The organism is Clostridium fermenticellae (genome assembly GCF_003600355.1).
GTDB classification, from domain to species: domain Bacteria; phylum Bacillota; class Clostridia; order Clostridiales; family Clostridiaceae; genus Clostridium_AV; species Clostridium_AV fermenticellae.
In genome coordinates, this window is the sequence record NZ_CP032416.1 from 1,957,093 (window position 1) to 1,982,217 (window position 25,125).

The window sequence follows — 25,125 nt, forward strand, 5'->3', positions numbered from 1 at the left end:
TAATATATAAATATTATTAGTTAGTTACTTTTATAGGTTGTGATACTGTCTTAACATCAATACTATTATTAGTATTTAATGTCGTATTATCTCCAGATGGAAGCCAGATTCCTATATTACAATTATTTATAATATTCCAGGAATCCCTTGATACACCACCAACATTAGATGATGAAAAACCTGATGAAAGTTTTATCGCATATCCATCATTATTTAGATAATTTGTAAATGTATTTCCTTGTATTATAACATTTCCACTGGCATTTAATGCACCTAATTCATTTGTCTGTCCACTGTTGCCTGTAAATGTATTATTTTTTATGGATCCATTATTAGCAACAATATTTTGTATTATTTTATTAGAAGGCAAAAATCTGCAATTTTTAACATCAATATTTCCTCCTGCTTGACTTATTATACTGCTGCCATTTATAGAATCAAATGATACATTATCAGCTGTAAACATACCAGATGAAACAGTTATGAAATCACCAACACTTGATGAACCATTTCCTCTAACAGTCATATTCTTAAGAGATAAATTACTAATGTTCGATCCAACACTTGCTAAATTTCCAGAAATATTAAGCACGGAACTTGTATCTTGTCCAACTATAGCCAATGTACCTGAACCTGGCAAAGAATTCAAATAATAATTTCCACCTATACCAATAAGTTTTATAACTTTAATTCCCGCATTAACAGCATTATTCAATTGAGTAGAATCATTTACAGTTATAACCTTCTGATTGGATATATTAACATTTAAATTTCCCTGCAGATAACTTCCATCAGTAGAGGTAGCAATTACAGTTACAACACCATTTTCATAACCTGTCAAAATTGCATGTGTACTATCTAACTGTTTTATTGAAGCTTTACTAGTAGACTGTCCATTTGAATCTGTAACTCTCCACGTTACAGGTATCGACGACTTAAGTTCTATAGTATTATCACTGCAGTAATTGCCTTCTGAGTCCGAATAAGGAGTTCCATTACTATCTACATTAAGATTTCCATTAGTTATAGCAACATTCGTATAATCACCACTCATATCTGTAACCATAACCTGCTCAGTTTCCAAACTTGCAAGTGTAGCCTGTGTAGCCTTAATTCTCACACGAACCGGTATGTTTTGAGGGAATGTTCCTATATACGTATTATTATCAGAACAAGTATTCCAGGTTGAGCCACCATCTATAGAATATTCTTCCCTGCTTGTAGTCCCTCTTATCATTTTATTCGTCTCATCAAACGTAACTCCATATGGTGCAGATATTCTAGGATTTACAACAAACACTGCCGGCTGACTTGCAGGATTCCCTTTTTGCCTTATAAATATCTTTAATCCATTTCCTCCAAATTTCAGATCCTTTTCTTTAACTGTAATCCATCCTATACTTTTATCTCCATTTATAGTCAAAACACCAGTACTTGAATTCCAGGTACCGTACTTAGAATCTATACTCGAAATATCGATCCAGTTTGCATCATCCTCACCTGCAGCTGATGCATCTGTTTTACTCCCCACATAAATTTGATCATTTGAACTCAATGTTAATTGTATTCCCGAAATAGTTATCAAACTTTCATCACTGGTAGAATCAGTAGAATACTCCAATTTTGTATTTGCAAGTGTAGAACCCAATATAGATGGAGCTGTTCCCCTTTCAGGTCCAAAAGGTGCATAATAAGGAGTTCCTTCTGCTTTACCCGGTTCTGTTACTGTAATTTTAACACTTCCAGAATATGTTCCAAAATCAAGTCCTCCTATAACCGTTCCTCCAGTTTGATCTATTGTAGCTGTTTTAGCAACCTTGCTTGAATCTTTTACATCATATACTTTTACTACATCCCCACTGTCAAGTGTACTATTATTTATAGTAACAGTATCATTTTTACCTACTTCATTATATGCTGTTGTATTTCCACTATTTAATTGAGATGTTGATGCTATCGCAAAATCTACCGTTACCTTATTTCCATATCCAACCAGAGTACCGCTATACGTATATATACCATTTTTTGCCTTATAGTTTGTTATATCCCAATTTACTGGTATTTGTAATATAGAACCATCGCTCATAGTAACAGAAACCTTAGCCGGAAGATATCTTAAAACATCTATTTTGTCTATAGTCTTTTTTGAATCACTGGCATCGGTATAAACTGTAGGTATCGTACTAATACTTTTTATCTTCAAATTACTTTTAGGCTTTGTTATGGCTGTTGCTTTAGGAACTGTGCTGCTGCTATTTAAATCATCTCCGGAAATCATATAAAGCTTTCCGCTCTTCGTATAGTATACATCGTCTTTAGTTCCATTATATGAATATACAAATATTCCATCAACACTGTCATTTGAAATTTTTTGTGCCACACCACCATTTGATCCTACTTTATAAAGCTTTCCGCCATCTACTAAGCTTTTATAGTACATTGTATTATTCGATATATTTATATTGGAAACTTTATCGGTCACTAGTCCACTCGAAGTTTGTATACTGATCTTTATTGGATTGTATGGATCACCGGATCTGTACACATATCCATCACTACTCGAATAATACGCAACAGAAGAATTTATAGATACATTTATATAAGAAGCAGGATTGCTCTTATCCAAATTGTCCACTTTCACATTATTTCCATATGTATCTATTTGATATAAATTTCTGCTATTCGACACATTACTGTAAAACAAATTATTATTAACCCCAAGTTCAAGATAAGAAGCCTCGTCATCACCAAGTTTAGTCGAATTTCCAGCTGAATCCAATGAATAAATTCTATTTCTATCTGAACCGTTTATATAATACAGTTTGTCACCTATAACATTTAAATAAGTTCCTTTATTATCACTTATCTTCTGTCTCTCTGTTCCATCAATTTTTACCTTATATATTTTAGCACCATCTGAATAATTGCAATAATATATCCAATCACCATACACCGTTATATATCCAGATGAATCATTATTTATAGCATAGTTCTCGGTACCATATGAATTCTTCTTATATATCTTATTTCCATCTGCTGTATTCACATAGTAGATATAATTGCTGTCACAATCGAGCATACCACCATTGCTCATATTTCCAAGTACCATCCATCTTGACATTATAGGACTTATAGGATTTATCACACTGCTAAATTTCACCGTTTTAACTGTAAACTCCGTTATTGCTGTTCCATCAGAATTGGTAAGTTCACTAGATGTAAGCATTGCCGTTGCTATTTTAGTTTTCATATCACTTGAATATATATATATTGGTATGCCTGTACCTATATTTTCCACATTAATCATATAACTTGTATTATTACTAAATTGGAGTTTATTGCTGCTGCTTCCTACACTATAGTAAGCGGCTCCTGGAACTCCAACTATCTTGTCTATTTTAAAATTATATAAATACAAATTCCCTGCTATAGCTTTAGAACTTAGTTCAAGTGTAATGAACTGAGATGTATTTATTGGCGAATTAGGGTCTGAAACCTCAGAACTCATCTTATATTCTCCATTTTGAGTAACCCAATAATCAGAAAGAGACTCATTTACACCAGAATAATAGTTTATTCTGTCGCCGCATCTATTTATTAATTCCTGTTCATTTATAGTACCTTCACCAAATACATCATTAATTTTTGGTCCGTCTCCTCCTGTACTGTCGACATAGTACATGTTCTTATAATTATTTGACACATAATTTATAAAATCACTATTTGTAAATAAAGTTTCTATATTACTTATATCATATGCCCTGTTCCCTATGACAAGTACCTGCTTTCCAGATGGAAAAGCATGCGCTGTCATAGGGATGCCTAATGCTAATACTACTGACAATACAAGTAATTTTGTCCTCTTCATTTTTTTATTTACCCCCCTCATTAAATTGTCTATATAAATTAATATTTATGGCTCTACGGTCAAGGTGAAAGTAACTGGAGTATTATACCATTTTACCGTTCCCTTAATTTTGTATGTTTGACCGGCACTTATTGTAATATATGGTTTATCCCAGTTAACCACACTTATATTTTTTGTAGTAACTCCATCCTTCATTACAGCTTTTAACGTTGAAGGCAGCGAATATGATCTATTATAGTAATCAGAGGCACTGATCGTCACATTCAATGAATCCTCAGAAATACCGGCAATCATAGGTCTGACATTTGCTTTTAATTCAAATCTATCATCCGTAGCTGCAGACGTTCCTATAAATGTAATAAGGCTTACTCTACTGGTTTCAACACTATCTGTTGAAATATTAGCTGCATCTATATTACTGGTTGTCCATGTAACCGGCACATTTTTTCCTGTTGATGGATCTGTTACATTTTTAGGAAGATTATATGAATTGTCACCTTCCATTATATCAATATCAGGTAATTCCACCAAAGTTCCACCTGCCTGACCTGGATTATCAGGTGTCGTCGGATCTCCCGGGGTTGGATCCTCTGCATTGCCAGTTATAATAATCGCTTTTATATCCTGGTCATAATCCGAAACTCTTCCAGTAAGTTCATACACTCCTGGATATCCAGGATAATCAGTTTTACTATTCATATTCCAGATTATAGGTACCTGCTTTATAGTACCATCACTCATCTTAGCTGGAACATTAGTATAATATACTGATGAATAAAAATCACTAAAATTCTGCAGTTTAAGTTTTATACCCGGTATTGACTCTATTTGAGGAGGAACCGTTACCGTAAGCGTTAATTTTACTTTTTTAGAATAATGATCAACAGTTCCCTGAAATACGTAGACACCGGGTTTATTTCCCTGCTGAACACCATATTCCCAAATAACAGGGATTCTGCTTATCGTTCCATCTGACATTTTTGCACTAACTGTCTCAGGAAGTGAATAATCGCTCTCGCTTTGCGATGTTGCTGTTATATCATCTATTTTTGTAGGAAGTGGTTTTACAATTAATGTCATAGTCACATCCTGATCCATACCATCCACTTTACCATTCAATGTGTATATTCCAGGCTTAGAAGTATTTATCTTGGATACATTCCATGTTACCGGCACCTCTTTTATACTTCCATCACTAGCCGTTACAACTATTGTCGGTCTTAAATTGTATTTATCACCCTGCCATATAGTATCAGTTATACTGTCTGTACTAGACACACTTATTGGTAAATACGCAATATTCTCCTGAGTATTATAATCTATAGAGCCAAGCCCTCCAAGTATTTTTAAATTATCTACTATACTTGATCTTAAAAAGTTTTGAACTGTCTGTGGAATGTAGTCACCTACAAACAATACTGGAGACTTAGTTTTAGGTGCTATTGCTGCCGCAACAAGTGAGTCTGGAAAGTCTTTTGCAGAAGCTACATAAAGTGTACCCGTACTTATCTCATTTTGAAAAGCATTTATCACTCCCGTATTTCTGCTATATACATCGCCATCTCCAATTCTCTTTGCACTATAGAAGCTTCCTATAATACTGCTGCTTATTTCTGAACTTCCACCTATTACATAGGTTTGATCAACTTTAGAATTGCTCTTTAAATATTTTTGAACAACACCAGGTATATAGCTTCTCTCAGTCAATACTATTGGCATTCCTTTAAGTGCTGCAATTGGCGCTATAGACATACCGTCTTGAAATTCATCTCCATTTACCACGGCAATTTCTTTTGATTTTCCAAGTGCATTTGCCACTGCTATACTTGTTTCATATCTATCTGCTCCTCCAATTCTTGTAACTTTTATTCCTCTTGCAGACAATGCATCTTGTATACTCTGTGATACAACCCCTTTTCCTCCTATTATATATACAGTTTTTACCTTAAGTCTTCCAAGTTCAGAGGAAGTATAAGGATTTAATACGTCCCTATTTGTAAGAAGAATAGGTGCATCATACTTCTTGGCCAATGGTGCAGCTGATAGAGCATCCGGAAAGTTATCACCACTTACTATAACAGCATAGTCACTTCCACTTTTCCATCCATCCTCACACACCTTAGCTGCTGTTTCATACCTATCCATACCATCGTATCTTGTTATTACAGGGGATGCATAAACTTTATTTAGGCTAATTACAGATGCTAAAACAACTCCAAGAACTATCGCCGATAATTTCTTGCTCTTCAAAACATATGTAAATTTCCTGCCTTTCATTAGGTAAAAATTCTCCTTTCATTTTTTAAGCTACTCTTATTATCGTAGAACCGTCACTATAATTTAATAACTATGGGAAAATAAAATTACGAGATACATCATAAACCCTTAAATTTAAAATATCTTTTTATCATAAGGCTCTATTTTGACATAAGTTTCGAACATTTTGAGTGCCTGCTCTTCAGTTATTTGCTTGTTCACAAGTTTTCGATGCAAAATATATAAGTTCGCATTCATATCAGGATCTGTTGATTTAGTTTCCTTCATCTTTTCTCTTATCCTGTCCTCCAATGATTTACTATTTATGCCAACTTCATATTGGAGCATTTTCAGCAGTTTTTCAGCTTCTTTTCTTATACCTTTATCTTGAGAAATAACTTTTATTGAACTCAATCCAGATATAATACTATTTATACTTCCTTTACTTATTAGTATTTTTTCATCATTATCCAATCTCTCATCCCACCTTAATATAATACTATCATAATATAGGTTTTATGGATGAAAGATTAACTTATCCTTCAGCCTACACATAAGTTAATCTTAAATTTGCAACCCTATACTATTATTTACTTTATTTTAACAATGTATTTATTTAACTGTCAATTGTATCTAAATAAATTTAAATATAATCCCACTCTATGTAAAAGTTTGTAAAAAGCTTTCCTTTAATATGTTTATTTATTAATTATAGGGACATAATTAATAAAAAATATATTAGGAGGTCAATAAATTGAATAAAGTAATGCTTATAGGGAGACTTACCAGAGATGCTGAATTACTTCAACTCAGAGACAGTAAACGAGGTGCCGTAAAATTTACACTTGCAGTAGATAGAGATTTTAAAAAAAAGGATGGTACTAAAGATGCTGATTTCATAAAAGTCGCCTATTGGAGCGACCATTCTAGTAAATTGTGTCCATATCTTACAAAGGGTAAACTTATAGGAATAAGCGGTAAAATAACGACTGGAAATTATATAAACAAAGATGGAGATAAAAAGTATTTTTCTTTAATTCAAGCTGACAATATAAAGTTTCTGGAAAGCAAAAAAGATTCAAATGCAGTATAGGTAACGGCATAAATATAGAACGTACCTGGATTTGCAAAATTCAGGTATGTTCTCTTATATTCCTCTCAAAAACTTTTCCAATTTACTAAACTCATCAAAATATACTTCTTGAATTCTAAGAACTATATCTTTAGCAATTGTTTCATCGTACATATGAGAAGTTCTATTTCTATCGAGCATCATCTCAATCCATACATCTCCATTAGATATGACATCATGCTTAAAAGCTGATTTTATAGTACTTCTTGGTGCTAAAGCTTCATCTATTATTCCCTGATCTTCTAAATACAACTTCATAACTTTCCAGCTTTGCTCAAAGGTAAACTCAAATCTTTGAATAATACCATCTATTATTATATCATCTGAAATATCTTTTTCTAATGCTTCGCCTAGTCTATTTAATGCATTTGTAAAATCATGTATTCTTTCATTTAATCTTTTCATTATATATGACAATCCCTTCTTTTAATATATTATTTATTAATCCATCTTTGCTAAGTTCATTCATCGATAATATATCAAAACTCAAACAAGTGTCCAACTCATTAACATCCATACTTATCTTTGCCAAAATCAAATTGGTTATATTTTTTCCAAATATGCATAAATCCACATCTGAATTGTATCTGTTATTTCCTCTGGCACGTGATCCAAATAATAAAACTTTTTCAATTTCCACATATTTTTTAAAAATCACTTCCAATTCACTTTTCAATTTATCATCTATCAATTTAATCACCCTCATTAAATTAGTATATTAAAATCACAAATTTCAATTATAAGATATCAAGCATATACTCTGAAAATTCCTTCAAATCGCATAAGTGTTTTTCAATTATTTCTTCAACTATACTCAAGTTTACAGTCTGATAATCATGAACAGCTATATTTCTAAATCCAACCATAGATTTTAAATTTTCAGGATCATTTTTACATTCTTCATTTATTCTCTTTATACATCTTTCTATCACAGATATTTTGTTTAGTATTACATCATTCATATATGTGACCTCTTTTCTTTATACTCTTAAGTATTACTTCTCTCTCCTCATTAAGAACTGCATACTCCTTAAAAGAGTACATTTCAAAGTAAGCTCTCCTTTTATCATCACTACAATATATACATTCACCTTTAGCTATTACCTGAACTTTGAATACAGTAGAGGAACTCTTTAAGTCAATTAAATCAACATCTCTTTTTAATATATCCGCAAGTCTCTAAGCAAGCATAAATACATCATATTCTGTATGTTTAATATCACTAACAAATGCAATATCTATATCACTATCTTCTCTAAAAATTCCATTTACACCTGAACCAAATAAGTATATTATAATTGGTTTTACATTTTCAAGGAGAAATTCAGTTATTTTATTCACTTTATTTTCATCTATATTCATAAAATACCCCCTCACATATATTATTTTACCATAACTCTTTCATATTTAAACATGAAAATAAAACATGCAGCCATAACTGCATGTTTTTATAAACATTTAAAAATATTTTATTTTGCAATTTTAAAATTAGCTATATTTTCCATATTTCTGGCTGTAACCACCTGAACTGTAGCTAAATCCTTCTTCATATCTTCAACTTTCCCTGATAAGTGATTAATATCATTACTTAGTTTATCATGTTCAGCTTTATTGGTATTAGCTTTATCTTCAAGTATTCTCAGTATAACACCATGCTCTTTTTGCTGTGTCTTAATAAGTCCAACATCTACCTTTAAAGTTTCAATATCGCTTTTTAAACCACTAACATCGCTTTTTAAACCACTAACATCGCTTTTTAAACTACTAACATCGCTTTTTAAACTACTAACATTGCTTTTTAAACTACTAACATTGCTTTTTAAACTACTAACATCGCTTTTTAAACTACTAACATCGCTTTTTATGTCGCCTAATTTTTCATCAAGCAGTTCACCTAATGCCTTCAATAATTCTCTATCCATTTTACACCGCCTATGTATTTACTATTTATTAAAATTCTATCATCCAACCAGTAAAAATTCAATATGTAAATTATTACATTTCGATCCGTAAAATGCTTATTTAGAATCATTTAAGTTTTAATACATAAATTTTACAAACTTATGCCATTGAATCAAAATTCTGACCAATATTATAATCTACAGATTGACTCATCATCTGAGTCATTTCCTGACCGACCTGCTCCTGAGCATTTATAGCCATTTTTGCAACTGAGATTCCAACACTGTTCATAAGTGAACTCTGACTCATTGCAACGGATAAAGCTGGTATATCCATAAATATCACTCCTTTCAACGTAAATTAAACTGAAATAGATATAATTTTACCACTATATTTATATTCATTGCCCGAATCATCATAATGATCCCCATACAAACTATAATATACACTGTCCACTATATCATGTGAGGCACTAATAATCTTTTCTGCCTGATATTTATCCAATTCCTTAAGTTCAAGCAATTTTTTCACTGATGACTTTACTAGCATATCCTGATATATAGCATTATTCACAAGACCAACCATCTGACCTTTTATATCATCTCCAAGTTTGTCTAATGGCTTTATAAGATCATTTTCTATTTTATAAGTACTTTTAAGTATGTCATCTATATCAAGTTTTCCCTCAATATGAAAACCGAAAACATCATCCTTTATATTTTTCTTATTAGGATCAAGACTTATATTAAAATTCTTAAGACTAATTGTAATACCCGTTTTATATCCAGTTTCAACATTTATTGTCTTTCCCTTAAAAATACTCTTATCTCCAAAAATATCATTAATTACGCTATTCATATTTTTTATTATTTCATCAGCCTGTTTTTTTATGTCTTGTTTTTCGTCAAGTTCAGTAGTTTTATCATTATATTTAGAAGATAAATCTTTAAGTTTATTTGATAAAGTTTTTAAGGAGTCAACAGCCTTTTTTTCTTCTGTAAGAAAAGACATACCCGCTTGAGTTTCACTCTCAGACTTCCTTGCACTACTTAACTGTGCCCTCATCTTATCTATCATAAGTCTATCAGACATAGAATTATCTTTATTTAAAAGACTTTTCCCCACTTTAGCTATATCTGATGTATTCTTTTTAGTAATTTTATACCCTGATAAAAAACTGCTCTTAAAATTCAATCTGGAAATGTTCATACACAATCCTCCTCTAACTTATGCCAATTTATTAATAGATTTATTTTTAACTTCATTAGATTCGGCATCTTCATTGGCGATATTATCATTTTTTGAAGCATCTTTAAGTTCATTTTTATCTTGACTGCCACTTAATGTATCATTGACACTATGAATAAGTTTTCCGACTTTAGCCTCGAGCCCTAAAGCTCTCCCTTTATATTCAGAAGCTTGCTTTCTTTCAATATCAGCCATCCTGTAATTTCTTATGCCATCATCAATCTCAGCATATGAATTTAATTCTCTTGCTCTTCCAGTTAACCCTTTTTTTATAGAATTAACTTCCCCGACCTGTTTATATACAGAAGACATACTCAAAAATAGACTGTCTTTTGAAATTTCGCTATTCTTGCCCGCATTACTACTTACTTTTGACGTATTAGCTTCACTATTTTTATCACTTGCATCACTAATTTGAATTTGTTCTATTTGACTCTCTATATTTTGGATTTGTTCCTGAAGAGGTTTTATAAGTTCCTGTTTAGTTTTAGCATCCTGTTTACTATTCTTTATGCTTTCTATTTGTTTCTGAACCTGAGACTCCTGTTGTCTTAAAAATTTTATCTGCTGCTCACTGGATTCGTCTCTTTTAAGATATTCAATTCTATTTACAGAATTAGATGAAATCGAATTTATCACAGTATTTCCCTCCAAATAACTATTTACATAATCTATTCATGTTATCGTAAATATTGGAGAAATATTTAGCTAAGTTTATTACTTATAAAGTTGAAAGAAATCATTTATCCTATAAAGATTAAAATGATTCTTCAAGCAAACTCTATTATAATTACCTTAGTAATTTAGTCCCTTTTATCCACTTTTCAGTTTCCTCAATTCCCTGCTCTAGAGTATATTGTGGTTTCCAATCAATTAAACTCTCAGCTTTAGAATAATCACATTTAAGCTTCATTATTTCACTTTGTGGATGAATATGCTTTACATGATTTATTTTAATTCTTTCTCTAGTAATAATTTTTGCTAATTCATTTATTGTAACGTCCCTTCCCGTTCCCGCATTAACTACCTGTCCATTAACCTTATCAGAATACCCAGACATTACAACAAATCTTGCACAATCTTTGACATAAAGAAGATCTCTTGTTTGCTCACCAGATCCATATATATTAATATCTCTGCCATACAATGAATTATTTATAAATATGGCAACAACTCCACCTTCCCCTCCAGTTTTCTGAAAAGGCCCATAGGTATTAAACGGCCTTATTACAACAGTTGGAAGTTTATATGCGTTGTAATATGAAAGAACCATATTCTCGGCAGCAATTTTACTTCCGCCATAGGGTGACACTGGTTTTGTAGGATGAGATTCTGAAATTCCCTTATCTCCTGATATATCATAAACCATACAAGTACTCATAAATACAACTTTACAAGGATACGTGTCTTCTTTAGGATCTAGAACCCAGCTGTTTCCATCCATTCTTCCATTTTTACCAAACATCTGTAACTTGGCTCTTTCAAGTACATTAAAAGTACCTACTGTATCATTAAAAAAAGTAGTTTTGGGATCATCTATACTGTCCTGAACATTTATTGATGCAGCTAAATGATATATTATATCAAATTTATCTTTAAATATCTCATCTAATTTACTTTCATCCCGTATGTCTCCACCTATAAATTTAAAGCCAGGACTATTTTTAAACTCCTCTATATTTTCCATTCTGCCATTAGACAAATTATCAAACACAGTAACCTTATGCCCATCATCTAATAATCTTTTTACGGTCCATCTTCCTATAAAGCCTGCTCCTCCTGTTACGAGCATATTCATAAGCAATCAGCTCCTTAACTAATATCGTGTAAATAAATATTTAATTTTTAAAATTACTATTTATAAAATCCGCTATCCTCTTAGTACCAAATCCGTCTATAAGTTTTTGGCCCACAGCAGATTCCTCTTTTCTCAATGTATAATTGTTACAAAGACAATTTAATTTATCAATAAACACATTTTTACTCAATTTATTATACCATAACAAACTTTCCGATATATTCATATTGCCAAGTTTCCTAGCTACATCAACTTGATTATCCGCTGTTATTACACTAAGTGATGGTACTCCACTGGCCAAAAGTTCATACATGCTGCTTCCTGCCGCAGATACAGCTATATCACATTTTTTCATTATTTCTGCCATATTGGCATTAAAATAGAATTCTATATTAGACTCGTGGATGCTTTCAAAATAGTTGATATTTTGAAAAGAAGGTCCTATAACTACGTGAAAGCTAAAATTCAAATTTTTTATCCATTTCAATAGTATTTTAGTAAAATTAACGATATCTGAGCCACCCATTGTTATCATTATATCTTTAGCCTGCTCATTTATACGCTTTTCTGGTAAATTTCTAAACTCTTCTCTTATCATAAGATATTTTAATCCAAGTAATTTATACTTTTGACGGTAATTAAATCCTCTTGCATTTATATTCTGATTTATAAGCAGATCTACAGGATAATCAAAAGAATTTATATCGTCTATATAAACTGTATGTTTTACTATATTCTTAGTTTGTATAAAATATCTTTCATTCACATCATAACTGTCTGTTATAAGCAATTCTGTATTTACATTAGACAATACCTCTAAAATACTTTCTTTAAATGTAAATACCTTGAATTTATTCTCCTGTATTTTAATTATTCCACCTTTATTATCTATAGTATCCTTACATAAATAATAAACCTTATTCTTTAAAGATAATTCTTTTGCCAGTACAAGGGTTCTCATAATATGACCCATTCCTACTTTACTTCCACCTTCCGCCCTAATAGCTATATTCAAAATGAACACCTTCTCCTTACATCCTGCACAACAATAATTTTACACAAGTCCTTCATTTAATAATAAATTCCTTATTTTCTTCTTCGTTATAGGCATAATATCAGACGAATTATAACTTCCTACTTCAGCCCTATTTTTTACCTGATAATATTTATTTAGTTCACCAACATAAGTGTTAGGTATAACTGCATACATATTTCCAAGATCATAGGCAATTTCTGATTCTTCATAAGTCATAAGTTCTTCAAACTTTCTCTCCCCTGCCCTTAATCCTATATTTTTTATTTTTACACTATTTATATCAATGTCAAATTTTCTGCAGGTTTCTTCTATAATGACCTCAGTTAAATCAATTAATCTTATAACAGGCATTTTTAATACAAAAGCCTCTCCACCATGAGATTTTTCAGCTGCACCCATTATAAGAGAAACAGACTGGAAAAGTGTCATCATAAATCTTGTCATATCTTTATCTGTAACAGTTACACATCTTTTTTCAAGTATTTGTTTCTTGAATAATGGAATAACCGATCCACGAGAACCCATCACATTTCCAAACCTGACAGCAACAAATCTTGTTCTGGCATTTCCTTTGCTAAAATTAGCTGCCTGTACTAATTTTTCAGCTAAAAGTTTTGTAGCCCCATAGGTATTAGTAGGATTTATAGCTTTATCAGAACTGGTAAAAAGGACACTATCTACATTATTATATACAGCTGCCTTTATGACATTTTCCATACCCTGTATATTTGTTTTAATAGCTTCTTCCGGATTATATTCACAGGAAGGTACATGTTTCATAGCAGCCAGATTAAATACTACATCAACATCATTCATAGCCCTTTCCACTCTATCGTAATCCCTTACATCTCCTATTAGATATCTAAAAGTTTTATTATCATTAATTTCTTTATCCATAATGAACTGTTTATATTCATCTCTGCTAAAAATCCTTATAACATTAGGTTTTTCATCAATTAACTTTTTTACAAGACCTCTTCCTATAGTTCCCGTTCCACCTATTATAAGAATATTTTTATCTGTATAGTATCCCATATTATGTACCCTTCCTTTGTTTCAAAACTAAATTAAGTATAATACAATATTCGTGTATTATACTTAATAGTTTAACAATAAACCTCTACTATGTTCTTTTCCCTATTACATATATCAACATTAACTTCATCTTTTCAAGTCACAGTTACCTTATTAAATCCCAATTTAAAGGAGTTCCTTTTAATATATCTCTATTAGCCTTTTTACCAATAACATCATTATAGTATCTAGTATGCATACCAAAACCTGGTCTTATAGAACGTATATTGTCTTCAGTAAACATTTCTCCCTCTTTGACATCTTTAACTATAAATAGTGAACGTGAAAACTCCCTGCTCTTTTTCATTTTTTCTGTTAATTCATAGGAGACCTGTCCTAAAGCCTTTTCTGTTTCCCTTATAGATTTAACCATAGCTTTAAATTCATCAGGTTCCAGTGAAAAAGCTGCATCAGGTCCTCCGTCTGCCCTGCATAGTGTAAAATGCTTCTCAACTATTTTTGCCCCGAGTGCTACTGCTGCTATAGGAACTGAAATACCTAAAGTATGATCTGACAAACCAGTTATTGCATCAAAATTTTCTGACAAATTAGGTATTGTTCTTAGATTTACATCTTCAAGTGGTGAAGGATAGGCACTTGTACATTTTAAAATTGCTATTTCACTGTTCCCCATTCCTTTACAAGCATTTACTGCTTCTTCTATATCACTTAAAGTAGCTATTCCTGTAGCCAAAATTACAGGTTTTCCTTTAGATGCTATGTACTCAATTAATGGAATATCTGTTATCTCAAAAGAAGCAACTTTGTATGCAGGTACATTCATATTTTCAAGAAAATCTACTGCTGTTTTATCAAATGGAGATGAAAAACAAACAAGTCCTTCTTCCTCCGCTATTTTTTTTAGTTTAGGCTGCCACTCCCATGGTGTATATGCTTCTTTATAAAGATCGTGGAGTGTTCTACCATCCCACAAAGTTCCCTGCTTTATCTGAAAATACTCATTATTACAATCTATAGTAATTGTATCTGCTGTATAAGTCTGCAGTTTAACTGCATCTGCACCAGCTTTTTTTGCTTCTTTTATAAGTTTTACTGCATTATCGAAATTTCCATTATGATTTCCTGAAATTTCTGCAACAATGAATGCAGGATTATTTTTACTAACTATTTTTTTATCGATTTTTAGCTTTACTAACACTATATCACAACCTTATTTTAAAGTAATTTATAATACTCATAAAAGTTATCATGAATTTTTGCATTATATTTTAACTTTTCAAAAACCCTTTGAGATATATAATTATCCAATTTTACGTAACCAACTAATTTATTAACATCAACTTTACTATTACCTACATTTTTTTCCAATAAATTAAGCATTTCAATTGCTAGATGTTTTCCTCTATACTTTTTATCAATGCTGTAACTAATAACAGCAGTTTTATTTTCTATTTCAATTCTTACTTGACCTAATGAAACATTTTTAGAACATAATATAAAGATAGAACACCTATCAAAATTCATCATTTTATTAAACCATTTTACATGATTCTCATATAATATTCCTTTTTGATTAAAAGAATTTTGCCTTACTATCTTATCATTTGCCCAATTAAATAATAAATCACAGTCCTCTAAAACTGCTTTTCTTAAATACAAATTCATTTTTATCACCATTTATCTATACTTCTTTTTGTGATATATCTTCGTTTATTTTTAAAAGTTTCGGATATTTTTTATATAAATTTAATATGTCATTCATATCAAATTGATTTCCTTTTTTAAAATATAACTTATCATAAATACTACTAATTAATTGAAAATCTTCTATTGTATCCAATGTCCATCTAAAACTAGAATAATCTATATCATTTTTATATTGTGCTAACCTGAAAATTCTAGAATTACCCCATATATAAGGCGTAACATGCTCTTTATCCCTTAAATTTTCCGCTTCATTAAAAGCTTTTTCTAATGCTTTAAAACTAAATACCTCTGTATCCAATCCTCTAGGATATGTCCTATCTATGGTATTACTTACATAGTCATATTTAGCATTATTATCTAAATAATATTGTATGATTTTTTCAGTAATTTCACTGTCGATAAGCGGACAGTCACTGGTAACTCTTACAACAACATCTGCATTATTTTCTTTAGCGGCATAATAATATCTGGATAGTACATTCTCTTCCGATCCCCTAAAATAAGTAATATTCAATTTTTTTGCTTCTTCAACTATAGCATTATCTTTTTCAAGTTTTGTAGTTGCAATCACTATTTTATCTATATTTTCTACCCTTTTCAATCTATCTACATCATGTTCTAAAACTATCTTACCACAAACTTTTTTAAGGACTTTCTCCGGTAATCTTGTAGATCCTGTTCTTGCCTGCATTATGCACACTACATTAAAATTATCAATAGCCATCAAAATCTTTTACTTCCCTTCCAGTTAGATAATTTGATATAGGTAGTTCCCTTTATCTCTGCTCCACTACTGCAATTCATAAATCTAACTTGTGGATTTTCTTCTATCTTTCTTTCTATAGAATATTTAAAATTTATATATTCCCATCTCGTATTTAAAAATTTCCCATCTACACCTTTGACTTTTTTGTATAATTTTGAATTATCTTCTACTACATCTTCCACATTATAAATCTCTTTGTAACTGCTTGTGTGTGTTCTATTATCTAAAAAAGCAAGATCCTGTCCTACGAGAACTATCTCTTTTGCACCACCTTTTACAGCTATATCAATTAATGACACAGAAACGGTCTTAGCCGTATTTATAATAATATCATTATATTTATTTTCTTCATTAAAAAAAATATATTTAGGTCCATTATAGTTTGCCACCACCCACCTAGAAGCCGTACATAAAAAACAAAGCGGCACATTCAAATTATTATATCCCACAAACTGTTTTTTTACTATCTCACCACAGTCAGTTATACATATCATATTCGGGGTGATTCCACTCTCAATAAGAGTTTTTAAAGCACTTCCGGCACAAAATATTTTCACATGTCCATTTAAAGACTGCAATTCTTTGAGATTCAAATCCAGCGACGGACCTGATAAAACTATAATAATGGACTCTCCTCTAAAAATATAATCACTATAAAATTTTCTCATTGAAAATGAGTCTTCCTTTAAATTATTGATATAATTTAACTTCATTATATCTTTTAATTCATGTATTTTATTTTTCGAAACAACAAAGTTTTGAAATATGATCTTAATATTTTGGTATTTATCTGGTAATACCTTCAAGCACGGTGAATACACTAAAATATCATTGACATCTTTTAATTCTGCTAGCTTTTTTATATTTTCAATTCCTACATTTAATTTTAACCGTCTGTCTTTTACTATTTCTTTATAGCATCCAAGTTTTTTACCTATATCAAATATTTCTGTGTCCACATCAAATACATATAACTTTGAATCAATCGGCATATCTAATAATATTTCTTTTATATGATATCCTAGTCCAAGTCCATATACTATAACTTCATCTTTATTATTAAAAGTTTCTATATTCTCATCCGCAAATTTTTTAGCTTCCCTCTCAGGGTAAAATTTACTATGAAGATATAAATTTGCCACCTTAATAATTGGTTTATTATCTTTGCTATACTCAATTCTTATATTTCTATTTTTCATTGCATTAAACACTTTCCTTAACAATTTCATGTATATCATCAAGAATAGGTATTACTTCATACTCAAACAGATCCCCTACTAATATATAATCCTCATTTTCTATGGCTTCCGCAACTTCTTTAAGCTTCTGATTAAATTCATCTAGTTCAATTTCTTTTTTGTAAAGATCCTTAGTAAGAACAACTGCCTGTGCCGTCCACTGCATTCCATCAATTATAAGAGGCATCAATTTAAGTGCTTCGTTTTCCTTTCCTCCCTGGAATTTATCAACGGCAGAATTTATACCACTTTTTAAATTATACATATAACTGCATAAAGTATTTAAAAGTTCTATTTTATCATTATTCAATCAACTCACCCCATTAGTTCAATTCGAAAATCACTTCATCCAGAAGTACAATAGTAACATCTATAGCCTTTACCATACTAGAATAAAGCAATTTGTATTTATTAGATATCTTAATCCCCTTTTTATTATCAGTATCATTAGAATTCAAAATAAATTCCTTCTTATACATTACATCCAATACTATTGGTGATAATAGATTATTTATTAGAACAAACTCATCAACATTTTTATGAATAAATTTATCTAGTTTATCTAGCTTATTCATAACTTTTGTAATCTTAACCTTTTTATTTTTTATATAATAAAGCGAAAAATCCTCAATAACTTTTTTGTTTTTTTCTATGTATATCTTTATATCTCCAAGACTATCCCTATTTTTTTGAATATTTTCTTTAATATCCCGAACATTAAATACATCTTTAACTGAAGCAAACATATTTCCTATTTTATTTGACTTATCAAAATTTTTATTTCTATAAAGTGAGCTAGAATCTTTTAATAACATTACTTTTGTACCAATTATATTTGCACCACCTTCAGTACTGTTTATAAAATTAATGTCTGAATTCATCTTTATAAACTGTTCAAGATTCTGTTTAAAAAGATCAAACACACTATCTGTCTTAACTTTTCCTCCAAAAACATCATCAACAAAAAAATAATCCCTTCCATCCAATTTTTTTTCTTCATCTCCAAAACTTGCAGAACTAGCATGAAATTTATCATCTGTATATGCTAAATCCTGACCGATGAATATAATATTTTTACATCCTAAATAAGCTGCAAAAGAAGTACATACATGTGCTACCGATCCTCCCTGATACAATGAGTCTACTTTTTTACAAATAGCTTTAGAAAAACTAGCTTCATGTAAAAATAGTATTTTAGGTCCTTTATAACTTTCTATTACTTTGTAACTGGAGGATTCATGAAATACAATTGGTATATTTATATCACTACAATTTTTTATAAATTCATAGTTAATATCAAGAGCATCCAAAAGACAGATAAAATCAGGTATTATATTCTTCTTTAATAGTCCCTCTAAATTTCTCAATCCACATATTATTATAAAATTCTTTTGAATTTTATATAGATAATCTATATTTTTTTCAAGAGAAGGACCAGCCGACACAATTATAGCCGATTTTCCATTAAATTTATTTTTGAAATTATTTACAGGAAGTGATTCTGCAATGCGTGGAATATTTTTAACCTGTGAATAAAAAAGGGCATTTGAAATCGCCTTAGTAGTATTAAATTCTATAATCAAATTATTTTTTATAGTCTTAACACAACCAAATATATTAGAGTATTCTTCAAAAAAGCACCTGTCATAAGATGGATATACAGCCATTACAATATTATATAATTTTTCGAAATCAATAAACCCATTTAGAATATCTTTTATGTCACTGTCAACATTAATTAAATAAATCCTTTCATTATCAATAAAATTTTTATTTTTATTTTCTAAAAATAGTTTTATTATCTCTAATCTGGGTTCTATAATTAAAAGCATATTTTCACCTCTGAGCATTTCAGATAACTTTTCCAGATATTCTCCTGAACCCAGTCCAAAAATAATTATAAAACTTTTATCATCCATAGATTTTATTTGAGACACAATATTATCTATATCTCTGCCAACATTATATTTACTTCCTAAATAAATTGGCTTTCCATCTTTAATCATTTTTATAATGATTTTATTATCTTTACTCGTCTCAAGTAAAAACTTCTCACTATTATTACAATCTGGATTGTATTCTTTTGCAAAATTTAATGTTCTGCTAGTTATATAGTTCATATATTTTCTCCTAAATACTATAAAATAAAGAGCAGACAAGCTGCTCTTTATTTTTATGAATATGATTATCTTAACAACTGAAGTACCTGCTGTGGCTGCTGATTTGCCTGAGCAAGCATAGCCTGAGCTGCCTGGGATAAAATATTTTCCTTTGAATAATCTGACATTTCTGATGCCATATCAACATCTCTAATTCTTGACTCTGCTGTAGTCAAGTTTTCTGATGCAACTCCTAAATTGTTTATTGTATGTTCAAGCCTGTTTTGATAAGCACCAAGATGAGCTCTTTCTCCTGATACTGAATTTATAGCATTATCTATAGTAGTAATCATAGCACTTATTTCTGATGCTTTCTTTCCACTTATTACAACCTTGCTTGAATCTACACTCAAAGCTTTAGCATTCATAGTTGCTACTGTAAGTGTAATAACCTGGTTTGAGTTAGCTCCAATCTGGAATACCATACCCTTTGCAGAACCAGTTAAAAGATTTTTAGTATTAAACTGGGTAGTACTTGCTATTCTGTTTATTTCGTTTTGAAGCTGTGTAACTTCCTTTTGAATTTGACCCCTATCAACTGTTACATTAGTATCATTTGCCGCCTGTACAGTAAGTTGTCTCATTCTTTGAAGGATTGCACTCGTTTCATTTAAAGCACCTTCAGCTGTTTGAATAAGTGATATTCCATCTTGTGAATTAGTAGATGCCTGATTAAGACCATTTATCTGACCTCTCATTTTTTCGGATATTGCTAGTCCTGCTGCATCATCTGATGCACTATTAATCCTAAGACCAGAAGACAATTTCTGCATTGCCTTCGATGCATTATTTGAATTGATATTCATGTTTCTTAAAGCATTGTTTGCCATTAAATTGTGGTTAATTATCATAATATTTTCCTCCTTGATTTTAAAACTGGACATCCTTGTCCAAATTTTGATGTATATTTATTAACTTTACATATATTTTATCGTAACATTATTTCAAATCTTTATACTCTTTTATATTTTTTTACTAAAAATTTTTGGTGAGTTTCCTAAGCGTGAATAGGCATTGGCAGCTGTTTTATTCCTTGATACATCGTTAAGTTTTGTTCTTATCATATGAAGCTCATCTTTTATGAGTTTATCTGCCTTATATTCAATCTTTTCTATATTTAATCTGTTATATATATTCCTGACTTCTTCTTTTTTATCTGTCATTGATATAATTTTATTAACTAAAACCTGCCTGCATTTTATCTTATCTTCTACAGAATCAATTTTTTTATTTTCTATTAATTCTATAATATCACCTGTACAAATTTTATATTGGATTAAAATATCCTCAAGCTCTTTGTCCATATTTAATTCCCCCAATAAAATACCTGTCTAACTACTGAAAAAAGAAGATAAAGCAGACTGCTGTGCATTCAACTGCTCCATAGCTGTCTCCAGTTGTGTAAACTGATTGTAATACTTAGTTTGATCATCATTCATCCTTGTCGTTAGATCATTTATAATTATCTGCTGCTGATATATTTGATCTGGAAGTGTTCCAGAACCACCTCCACCATATATACTATAATCCTCCTGCACATTGGCATACTTTGTAAGTATAGAATTATTGTAACTGCTTCCAACTATTCCAACATTATTATTAAAAGTGTCACTTATTCTTTCAAATATACCCGATTGTTTAAATTTATCCGTTGCATCTGTACTGTCAGATGTAGTTGTAAAAAGTTTCATGACTTCATCTAAATGATTGGTAATAGCATCTGTAAACTTTGTTTCATCCGTTATACTGATTTTACCACCTTGAGTATAATCTGAAGACGTACTAATTCCTATGGCATTTGATCCAATATCTCCAAAGTAGAGGGTTGATGCTTTATTTCCATCGGCATCTTCAACCGGAGTATAAAATGCATTAGTCAAATCGTTTAGAAGATTTTGTAGGTTATCATCATTTCTTAAAATACCTTGTTTGGCTTTAGTTTCCCAATTGGTTATATCCGTATCACTCATAGTGCTTTTTTGGGTATCCGTAAGTGGTTTGTAATCATAATCCTTTTTTTCATTCAACTTATCTTGTATTTCACCTATTACATTGTTATATTTATCTATAAAACTTGTAATAATATCTTTTATTTTAGAAGTATCCTGACTAATTGATACACTTACAGGAATGTCACTTGTTGTAAAGCTATCATCCGGAACAGATTTTCCAACATTATCAGAGGATATGTAGTCCATTGTAGAATTTACATCAGACAATGTATATTGAACTCCATTAGCAACAAAATTGTTTGAACTGTTTTCTCCGACTATATAACTGCTTGAATCTGGTTCTTTTATAGCAAACAGCGCATCCTGCTCACCTATTCCAGATACTCCGCTTGCAGAATCTACATTTATATTAAATTTGGAAAGAAGATCTTTTGCTGTTGTATCTGTATCTGACACATTTCCAATTTTCAAACTCGACGATGCTCCTGTGTCCGCCGTCTGAATTGAAAATGTTCCTGTGAGGTCATTTAATTTAGCCGTTACCGCCCCGTTAGTCTGAGTTTTTATTGCAGATGCCAGATCATTAATAGTAGATGAATCTGTTATATTAAGATCAATCTGAACGGGATCTTTTCCGTCATATGATAATTTTAATGAATACTTTCCAGTGCTTAACCCTAGATCAGTTAACTTTGTTGAGTTAGATGCATCTTTATTATCTGATGTTTTAACCTTTGATGTTCCTTCTATTGAAGATGCCGCAGCAAGCTGCTTTACTAGGATCTTGTAATTTCCTGCTGCTGCCGTAGAATTAGCTTTGGCATCTACAACCATAGTATCGGTACTAACTGCTGCCATATTATCATAATTATTTGAGGACAACAAACAATTGGCTGAATTAGTTATATCAAAATATGAATTCTGTAAATCCTTTATATCACTTATAATACTTTGATAAGCTTCTTGTTTCCATTGTATCAGCTGCTGCTGCTGCTTTGCCGAATCAACTTTAGTCTGATCTGATGTAAGCATCTTTTTAACCATTGCATCTATATCCAGTCCTGTATTGAGTCCCGTTATTCTGAGCATATTTCCTCCACCAGATCCAGTTCCAATTGTACTACTAGTACTGCTTGTACTACTTGACATAGTTATCTCCTCCTAACCTATTTATTTTTTTTAGAAATTTTATATGCCTCACTCCACATATCTCTTACATTTTCTATAAAAGGTATGACTTCATCCATTATTTTTTCATCCTTTTTCATATTAGCATCCATGAGCCTTCTCACTATAAAGTCATATAGACTCATAAGCTGCTTTCCCCAATTGGATGCCTTAGAAATATCTAAGGAAGCCATAAGCTCATAAAATATATTTTCGGTCTTAATTATATTTTCATGGGCCCTTTTTATATCATTATCGATTATGGCCTGTCTCCCTATTTTAGAAAATTTAACTGCACCATCCACAAGCATAAGTAAAAGCTGTTCTTTTGAAGCATAATTTACACTGTTAGATTTATAAACATTATATGCATTTTGAGAATACATAAAATCAACTCCTGTATATCATTTATTTTTTTACATCCAAGATATTTCCTCTAAAATCGGTCTTGAGTTCAGTATCCTTATCTTCTTTATAAGCTGGCACATTTAAATCATCTGTCTTAACAGCTGAAACTAAAATAATTTTTTTCTTTTTTGTGTCATCTTTATTTTGATATTTTTTCAGTTCTCCGTAAAAATCCTGTGGATTACTTTCTTTTTTGTTTTTAGCATCCTTATTTATTACAACTCCAGATTTAATATGAACTTTTCCAGTACTCGTAGTCTTTTGTATTCTTTCACGCAGTTCGCGATCAACCTTGTCAAGTCTAAAATCCATAAAAACACCTCCGGGATACTAATAAATTTTGTTTTTATATAGCCTTTCACACCTTTTTATCTACAAACATGCCTGCCATCTCACAAAACTTATCAACCATATCTATTATGCTCTTTGGCGGAAGTTCTTTAATAACGTCCTCAGTATTGTCATCAATTACTTTAACCACTATATCTTTAAATTTTCCGTAGACTTCGTATTTTAAATGAGTTGATTTATCCTCAAGCAATTTGTTAAACTTGTCCAACGCCCTTTTTATATCCGTTTCTGAAACTCTTTTATTACTTGACTTGACATTATTCTCCGCCTTTTCACAAGAAGCAATAACCTTAGCTGTAGTTTTATCACTATTAAAAATCTCTGCCTTCTGTCTTCCCTGACTTACAACATTAACTTCCATGCTAACACCTCATTTTTAATTATATATCTCTTTTATCTATCTTCTTTAATAAAGAAATATCCGATGAAACTGCACTCTTATTTTCAGATTCAATTTCCTTATAAAGTTCCTTTCTCAAGATCGTTATATCCTTTGGTGCAGATATGGAAAGTTTTACCGATCCATCGTCTATTTTCGTGACTGTAATTTCCACATCTTCACCTATCAAAATCGATTGTCCCTTTTTTCTGCTTATAACTAACACAATACTTCAGCTCCCTTCAGTGTATTAAAGGTTTAGGCTAGAATTTAAAAATTCTCTACTACCTGACAATAGGATATTTTATTAAATAATCTGGATTATCCAATATTATTTGTTCCCCCAAACACTTTTTTATATTTATGATTATAGGAGCTTTTAGATTTATTGTAATACCTTCTACTTTTGAATTTAATGTAACTGTTGTCAGTACTACAACTTCATTTTTATTCTCAATTTTTAATTCTTTCATCTTTTTGTCATCAAGTTCAAATTCATAATCCTTCACGATATAAAAAGGGGATATAACAATTAATCCTATACTTTTGTCTTCTACAGAATGGAGTACACTAAAATCTTCATTTCCCTCCACTTTAAAAAGTATAAATTTCTTTAATTTTTCAAACCCTGGAATACCTTTTTTAAAATAAATAATTTCATCTTCTTTATAATCCACTACTCCATGATATTTTGTTCTTAATTTCATAATTTTACCATTCCTT

The 25,125-nt window shown here is 30.7% G+C and carries 28 protein-coding genes and 1 pseudogene; 1 reads left to right on the forward strand and 28 read right to left on the reverse strand.

Features of this window, described 5'->3' with window-relative positions:
* Positions 1 to 16: 16 nt before the first annotated feature.
* From D4Z93_RS09165 to D4Z93_RS09175, 3 genes are all read right to left on the reverse strand, one after another.
* Complete coding sequence (locus D4Z93_RS09165; RefSeq protein WP_162920287.1) at positions 17 to 3,868, reverse strand: DUF5050 domain-containing protein; 3,852 nt, start codon at positions 3,866 to 3,868, stop codon at positions 17 to 19.
* Positions 3,869 to 3,913: 45 nt separating this feature from the next.
* Complete coding sequence (locus D4Z93_RS09170; protein ID WP_119972844.1) at positions 3,914 to 6,145, reverse strand: cell wall-binding repeat-containing protein; 2,232 nt, start codon at positions 6,143 to 6,145, stop codon at positions 3,914 to 3,916.
* A gap of 114 nt (positions 6,146 to 6,259) precedes the next feature.
* A complete protein-coding gene (locus D4Z93_RS09175) occupies positions 6,260 to 6,598 on the reverse strand; it encodes a hypothetical protein (RefSeq protein ID WP_119972846.1) in 339 nt (112 codons plus the stop codon).
* 280 nt (positions 6,599 to 6,878) lie between these two features.
* Between D4Z93_RS09175 and D4Z93_RS09180 the strand changes: the two genes are divergently transcribed.
* Entirely contained in the window at positions 6,879 to 7,217 is a 339-nt protein-coding gene (locus tag D4Z93_RS09180; RefSeq protein WP_119972849.1) for a single-stranded DNA-binding protein, read from the forward strand.
* A 54-nt stretch (positions 7,218 to 7,271) separates the two neighbouring features.
* On the opposite strand, the gene D4Z93_RS09185 is transcribed toward D4Z93_RS09180, so the two are convergent.
* The 25 genes and pseudogenes from D4Z93_RS09185 to fliW form a co-directional block, all read right to left on the reverse strand.
* Complete coding sequence (locus tag D4Z93_RS09185) at positions 7,272 to 7,661, reverse strand: nucleotidyltransferase substrate binding protein (protein WP_119972852.1); 390 nt, start codon at positions 7,659 to 7,661, stop codon at positions 7,272 to 7,274.
* Positions 7,645 to 7,956, reverse strand: a complete 312-nt coding sequence (locus D4Z93_RS09190) for a nucleotidyltransferase family protein (protein ID WP_243105918.1) — start codon at positions 7,954 to 7,956, stop codon at positions 7,645 to 7,647. The genes D4Z93_RS09185 and D4Z93_RS09190 overlap by 17 nt, the downstream gene beginning before the upstream one ends.
* Before the next feature lie 37 nt (positions 7,957 to 7,993).
* A complete protein-coding gene (locus D4Z93_RS09195; RefSeq protein WP_119972858.1) occupies positions 7,994 to 8,218 on the reverse strand; it encodes a HepT-like ribonuclease domain-containing protein in 225 nt (74 codons plus the stop codon).
* A pseudogene (gene mntA / locus D4Z93_RS09200) lies at positions 8,211 to 8,618 on the reverse strand (type VII toxin-antitoxin system MntA family adenylyltransferase antitoxin). The gene D4Z93_RS09195 and the pseudogene mntA overlap by 8 nt, the downstream one beginning before the upstream one ends.
* A gap of 107 nt (positions 8,619 to 8,725) precedes the next feature.
* Positions 8,726 to 9,178 (reverse strand): hypothetical protein, encoded by a 453-nt coding sequence (locus D4Z93_RS09205; protein ID WP_119972860.1) that lies wholly within the window; start codon positions 9,176 to 9,178, stop codon positions 8,726 to 8,728.
* 139 nt (positions 9,179 to 9,317) lie between these two features.
* Positions 9,318 to 9,494: a YjfB family protein gene (locus tag D4Z93_RS09210; RefSeq protein ID WP_119972862.1), complete on the reverse strand. Its 177-nt coding sequence runs from the start codon at positions 9,492 to 9,494 to the stop codon at positions 9,318 to 9,320.
* A gap of 24 nt (positions 9,495 to 9,518) precedes the next feature.
* Positions 9,519 to 10,367, reverse strand: a complete 849-nt coding sequence (locus D4Z93_RS09215) for a hypothetical protein (RefSeq protein ID WP_119972865.1) — start codon at positions 10,365 to 10,367, stop codon at positions 9,519 to 9,521.
* Positions 10,368 to 10,385: 18 nt separating this feature from the next.
* Positions 10,386 to 11,045 (reverse strand): FlxA-like family protein, encoded by a 660-nt coding sequence (locus tag D4Z93_RS09220; RefSeq protein ID WP_162920288.1) that lies wholly within the window; start codon positions 11,043 to 11,045, stop codon positions 10,386 to 10,388.
* A gap of 151 nt (positions 11,046 to 11,196) precedes the next feature.
* Complete coding sequence (locus D4Z93_RS09225) at positions 11,197 to 12,204, reverse strand: dTDP-glucose 4,6-dehydratase (protein WP_119972870.1); 1,008 nt, start codon at positions 12,202 to 12,204, stop codon at positions 11,197 to 11,199.
* Between the two features lie 40 nt (positions 12,205 to 12,244).
* On the reverse strand, positions 12,245 to 13,219 hold the full coding sequence (gene pseG / locus D4Z93_RS09230) for a UDP-2,4-diacetamido-2,4,6-trideoxy-beta-L-altropyranose hydrolase (protein ID WP_119972874.1): 975 nt from the start codon (positions 13,217 to 13,219) through the stop codon (positions 12,245 to 12,247).
* Positions 13,220 to 13,258: 39 nt separating this feature from the next.
* On the reverse strand, positions 13,259 to 14,275 hold the full coding sequence (locus D4Z93_RS09235) for an SDR family NAD(P)-dependent oxidoreductase (protein WP_119972878.1): 1,017 nt from the start codon (positions 14,273 to 14,275) through the stop codon (positions 13,259 to 13,261).
* Between the two features lie 145 nt (positions 14,276 to 14,420).
* Entirely contained in the window at positions 14,421 to 15,473 is a 1,053-nt protein-coding gene (gene pseI / locus D4Z93_RS09240) for a pseudaminic acid synthase (protein ID WP_119972881.1), read from the reverse strand.
* A gap of 17 nt (positions 15,474 to 15,490) precedes the next feature.
* Positions 15,491 to 15,940 carry a GNAT family N-acetyltransferase gene (locus D4Z93_RS09245; RefSeq protein WP_162920289.1) on the reverse strand — a complete coding sequence of 150 codons (450 nt, stop codon included), beginning with the start codon at positions 15,938 to 15,940 and terminating at the stop codon, positions 15,491 to 15,493.
* A 16-nt stretch (positions 15,941 to 15,956) separates the two neighbouring features.
* The gene (locus D4Z93_RS09250; protein WP_119972886.1) at positions 15,957 to 16,706 is read right to left on the reverse strand and encodes a cytidylyltransferase domain-containing protein; all 750 of its coding nucleotides are present in this window, start codon (positions 16,704 to 16,706) and stop codon (positions 15,957 to 15,959) included.
* Entirely contained in the window at positions 16,706 to 17,947 is a 1,242-nt protein-coding gene (locus D4Z93_RS09255; RefSeq protein WP_119974289.1) for a motility associated factor glycosyltransferase family protein, read from the reverse strand. Before D4Z93_RS09255 ends, D4Z93_RS09250 begins: the two co-directional genes overlap by 1 nt.
* Before the next feature lie 4 nt (positions 17,948 to 17,951).
* Positions 17,952 to 18,296, reverse strand: coding sequence for a DUF8042 domain-containing protein (locus D4Z93_RS09260; RefSeq protein ID WP_243105919.1), 345 nt, complete (start codon positions 18,294 to 18,296; stop codon positions 17,952 to 17,954).
* A gap of 13 nt (positions 18,297 to 18,309) precedes the next feature.
* The gene (locus tag D4Z93_RS09265; protein ID WP_119972889.1) at positions 18,310 to 20,106 is read right to left on the reverse strand and encodes a motility associated factor glycosyltransferase family protein; all 1,797 of its coding nucleotides are present in this window, start codon (positions 20,104 to 20,106) and stop codon (positions 18,310 to 18,312) included.
* Between the two features lie 65 nt (positions 20,107 to 20,171).
* The gene (locus D4Z93_RS09270) at positions 20,172 to 20,996 is read right to left on the reverse strand and encodes a flagellin N-terminal helical domain-containing protein (RefSeq protein WP_119972892.1); all 825 of its coding nucleotides are present in this window, start codon (positions 20,994 to 20,996) and stop codon (positions 20,172 to 20,174) included.
* 111 nt (positions 20,997 to 21,107) lie between these two features.
* On the reverse strand, positions 21,108 to 21,449 hold the full coding sequence (locus D4Z93_RS09275) for a hypothetical protein (protein ID WP_119972895.1): 342 nt from the start codon (positions 21,447 to 21,449) through the stop codon (positions 21,108 to 21,110).
* Positions 21,450 to 21,476: 27 nt separating this feature from the next.
* Entirely contained in the window at positions 21,477 to 23,246 is a 1,770-nt protein-coding gene (fliD, locus tag D4Z93_RS09280; protein WP_119972897.1) for a flagellar filament capping protein FliD, read from the reverse strand.
* Between the two features lie 17 nt (positions 23,247 to 23,263).
* The gene (gene fliS, locus D4Z93_RS09285) at positions 23,264 to 23,650 is read right to left on the reverse strand and encodes a flagellar export chaperone FliS (protein ID WP_119972900.1); all 387 of its coding nucleotides are present in this window, start codon (positions 23,648 to 23,650) and stop codon (positions 23,264 to 23,266) included.
* 22 nt (positions 23,651 to 23,672) lie between these two features.
* Entirely contained in the window at positions 23,673 to 23,984 is a 312-nt protein-coding gene (locus D4Z93_RS09290) for a hypothetical protein (RefSeq protein WP_119972903.1), read from the reverse strand.
* 46 nt (positions 23,985 to 24,030) lie between these two features.
* On the reverse strand, positions 24,031 to 24,384 hold the full coding sequence (locus tag D4Z93_RS09295) for a flagellar protein FlaG (protein ID WP_119972905.1): 354 nt from the start codon (positions 24,382 to 24,384) through the stop codon (positions 24,031 to 24,033).
* Between the two features lie 19 nt (positions 24,385 to 24,403).
* Entirely contained in the window at positions 24,404 to 24,628 is a 225-nt protein-coding gene (gene csrA, locus D4Z93_RS09300; protein WP_119972909.1) for a carbon storage regulator CsrA, read from the reverse strand.
* Between the two features lie 58 nt (positions 24,629 to 24,686).
* Positions 24,687 to 25,109, reverse strand: coding sequence for a flagellar assembly protein FliW (fliW, locus tag D4Z93_RS09305; protein WP_119972912.1), 423 nt, complete (start codon positions 25,107 to 25,109; stop codon positions 24,687 to 24,689).
* Positions 25,110 to 25,125: the final 16 nt, after the last annotated feature.

What these genes read in the sequence shown, in the direction of transcription:
- D4Z93_RS09165 (WP_162920287.1), bottom strand. Translation starts at nt 3,868, where the DNA reads ATGAAGAGGACAAAATTACTTGTATTGTCAGTAGTATTAGCATTAGGC.
- D4Z93_RS09170 (WP_119972844.1), bottom strand. Translation starts at nt 6,145, where the DNA reads ATGAAAGGCAGGAAATTTACATATGTTTTGAAGAGCAAGAAATTATCG.
- D4Z93_RS09185 (WP_119972852.1), bottom strand. Translation starts at nt 7,661, where the DNA reads ATGAAAAGATTAAATGAAAGAATACATGATTTTACAAATGCATTAAAT.
- D4Z93_RS09195 (WP_119972858.1), bottom strand. Translation starts at nt 8,218, where the DNA reads ATGAATGATGTAATACTAAACAAAATATCTGTGATAGAAAGATGTATA.
- D4Z93_RS09205 (WP_119972860.1), bottom strand. Translation starts at nt 9,178, where the DNA reads ATGGATAGAGAATTATTGAAGGCATTAGGTGAACTGCTTGATGAAAAA.
- D4Z93_RS09210 (WP_119972862.1), bottom strand. Translation starts at nt 9,494, where the DNA reads ATGGATATACCAGCTTTATCCGTTGCAATGAGTCAGAGTTCACTTATG.
- D4Z93_RS09215 (WP_119972865.1), bottom strand. Translation starts at nt 10,367, where the DNA reads ATGAACATTTCCAGATTGAATTTTAAGAGCAGTTTTTTATCAGGGTAT.
- D4Z93_RS09225 (WP_119972870.1), bottom strand. Translation starts at nt 12,204, where the DNA reads ATGAATATGCTCGTAACAGGAGGAGCAGGCTTTATAGGAAGATGGACC.
- D4Z93_RS09235 (WP_119972878.1), bottom strand. Translation starts at nt 14,275, where the DNA reads ATGGGATACTATACAGATAAAAATATTCTTATAATAGGTGGAACGGGA.
- D4Z93_RS09245 (WP_162920289.1), bottom strand. Translation starts at nt 15,940, where the DNA reads ATGAATTTGTATTTAAGAAAAGCAGTTTTAGAGGACTGTGATTTATTA.
- D4Z93_RS09250 (WP_119972886.1), bottom strand. Translation starts at nt 16,706, where the DNA reads ATGGCTATTGATAATTTTAATGTAGTGTGCATAATGCAGGCAAGAACA.
- D4Z93_RS09255 (WP_119974289.1), bottom strand. Translation starts at nt 17,947, where the DNA reads ATGAAAAATAGAAATATAAGAATTGAGTATAGCAAAGATAATAAACCA.
- D4Z93_RS09265 (WP_119972889.1), bottom strand. Translation starts at nt 20,106, where the DNA reads ATGAACTATATAACTAGCAGAACATTAAATTTTGCAAAAGAATACAAT.
- D4Z93_RS09270 (WP_119972892.1), bottom strand. Translation starts at nt 20,996, where the DNA reads ATGATAATTAACCACAATTTAATGGCAAACAATGCTTTAAGAAACATG.
- D4Z93_RS09275 (WP_119972895.1), bottom strand. Translation starts at nt 21,449, where the DNA reads ATGGACAAAGAGCTTGAGGATATTTTAATCCAATATAAAATTTGTACA.
- fliD (WP_119972897.1), bottom strand. Translation starts at nt 23,246, where the DNA reads ATGTCAAGTAGTACAAGCAGTACTAGTAGTACAATTGGAACTGGATCT.
- fliS (WP_119972900.1), bottom strand. Translation starts at nt 23,650, where the DNA reads ATGTATTCTCAAAATGCATATAATGTTTATAAATCTAACAGTGTAAAT.
- D4Z93_RS09290 (WP_119972903.1), bottom strand. Translation starts at nt 23,984, where the DNA reads ATGGATTTTAGACTTGACAAGGTTGATCGCGAACTGCGTGAAAGAATA.
- D4Z93_RS09295 (WP_119972905.1), bottom strand. Translation starts at nt 24,384, where the DNA reads ATGGAAGTTAATGTTGTAAGTCAGGGAAGACAGAAGGCAGAGATTTTT.
- fliW (WP_119972912.1), bottom strand. Translation starts at nt 25,109, where the DNA reads ATGAAATTAAGAACAAAATATCATGGAGTAGTGGATTATAAAGAAGAT.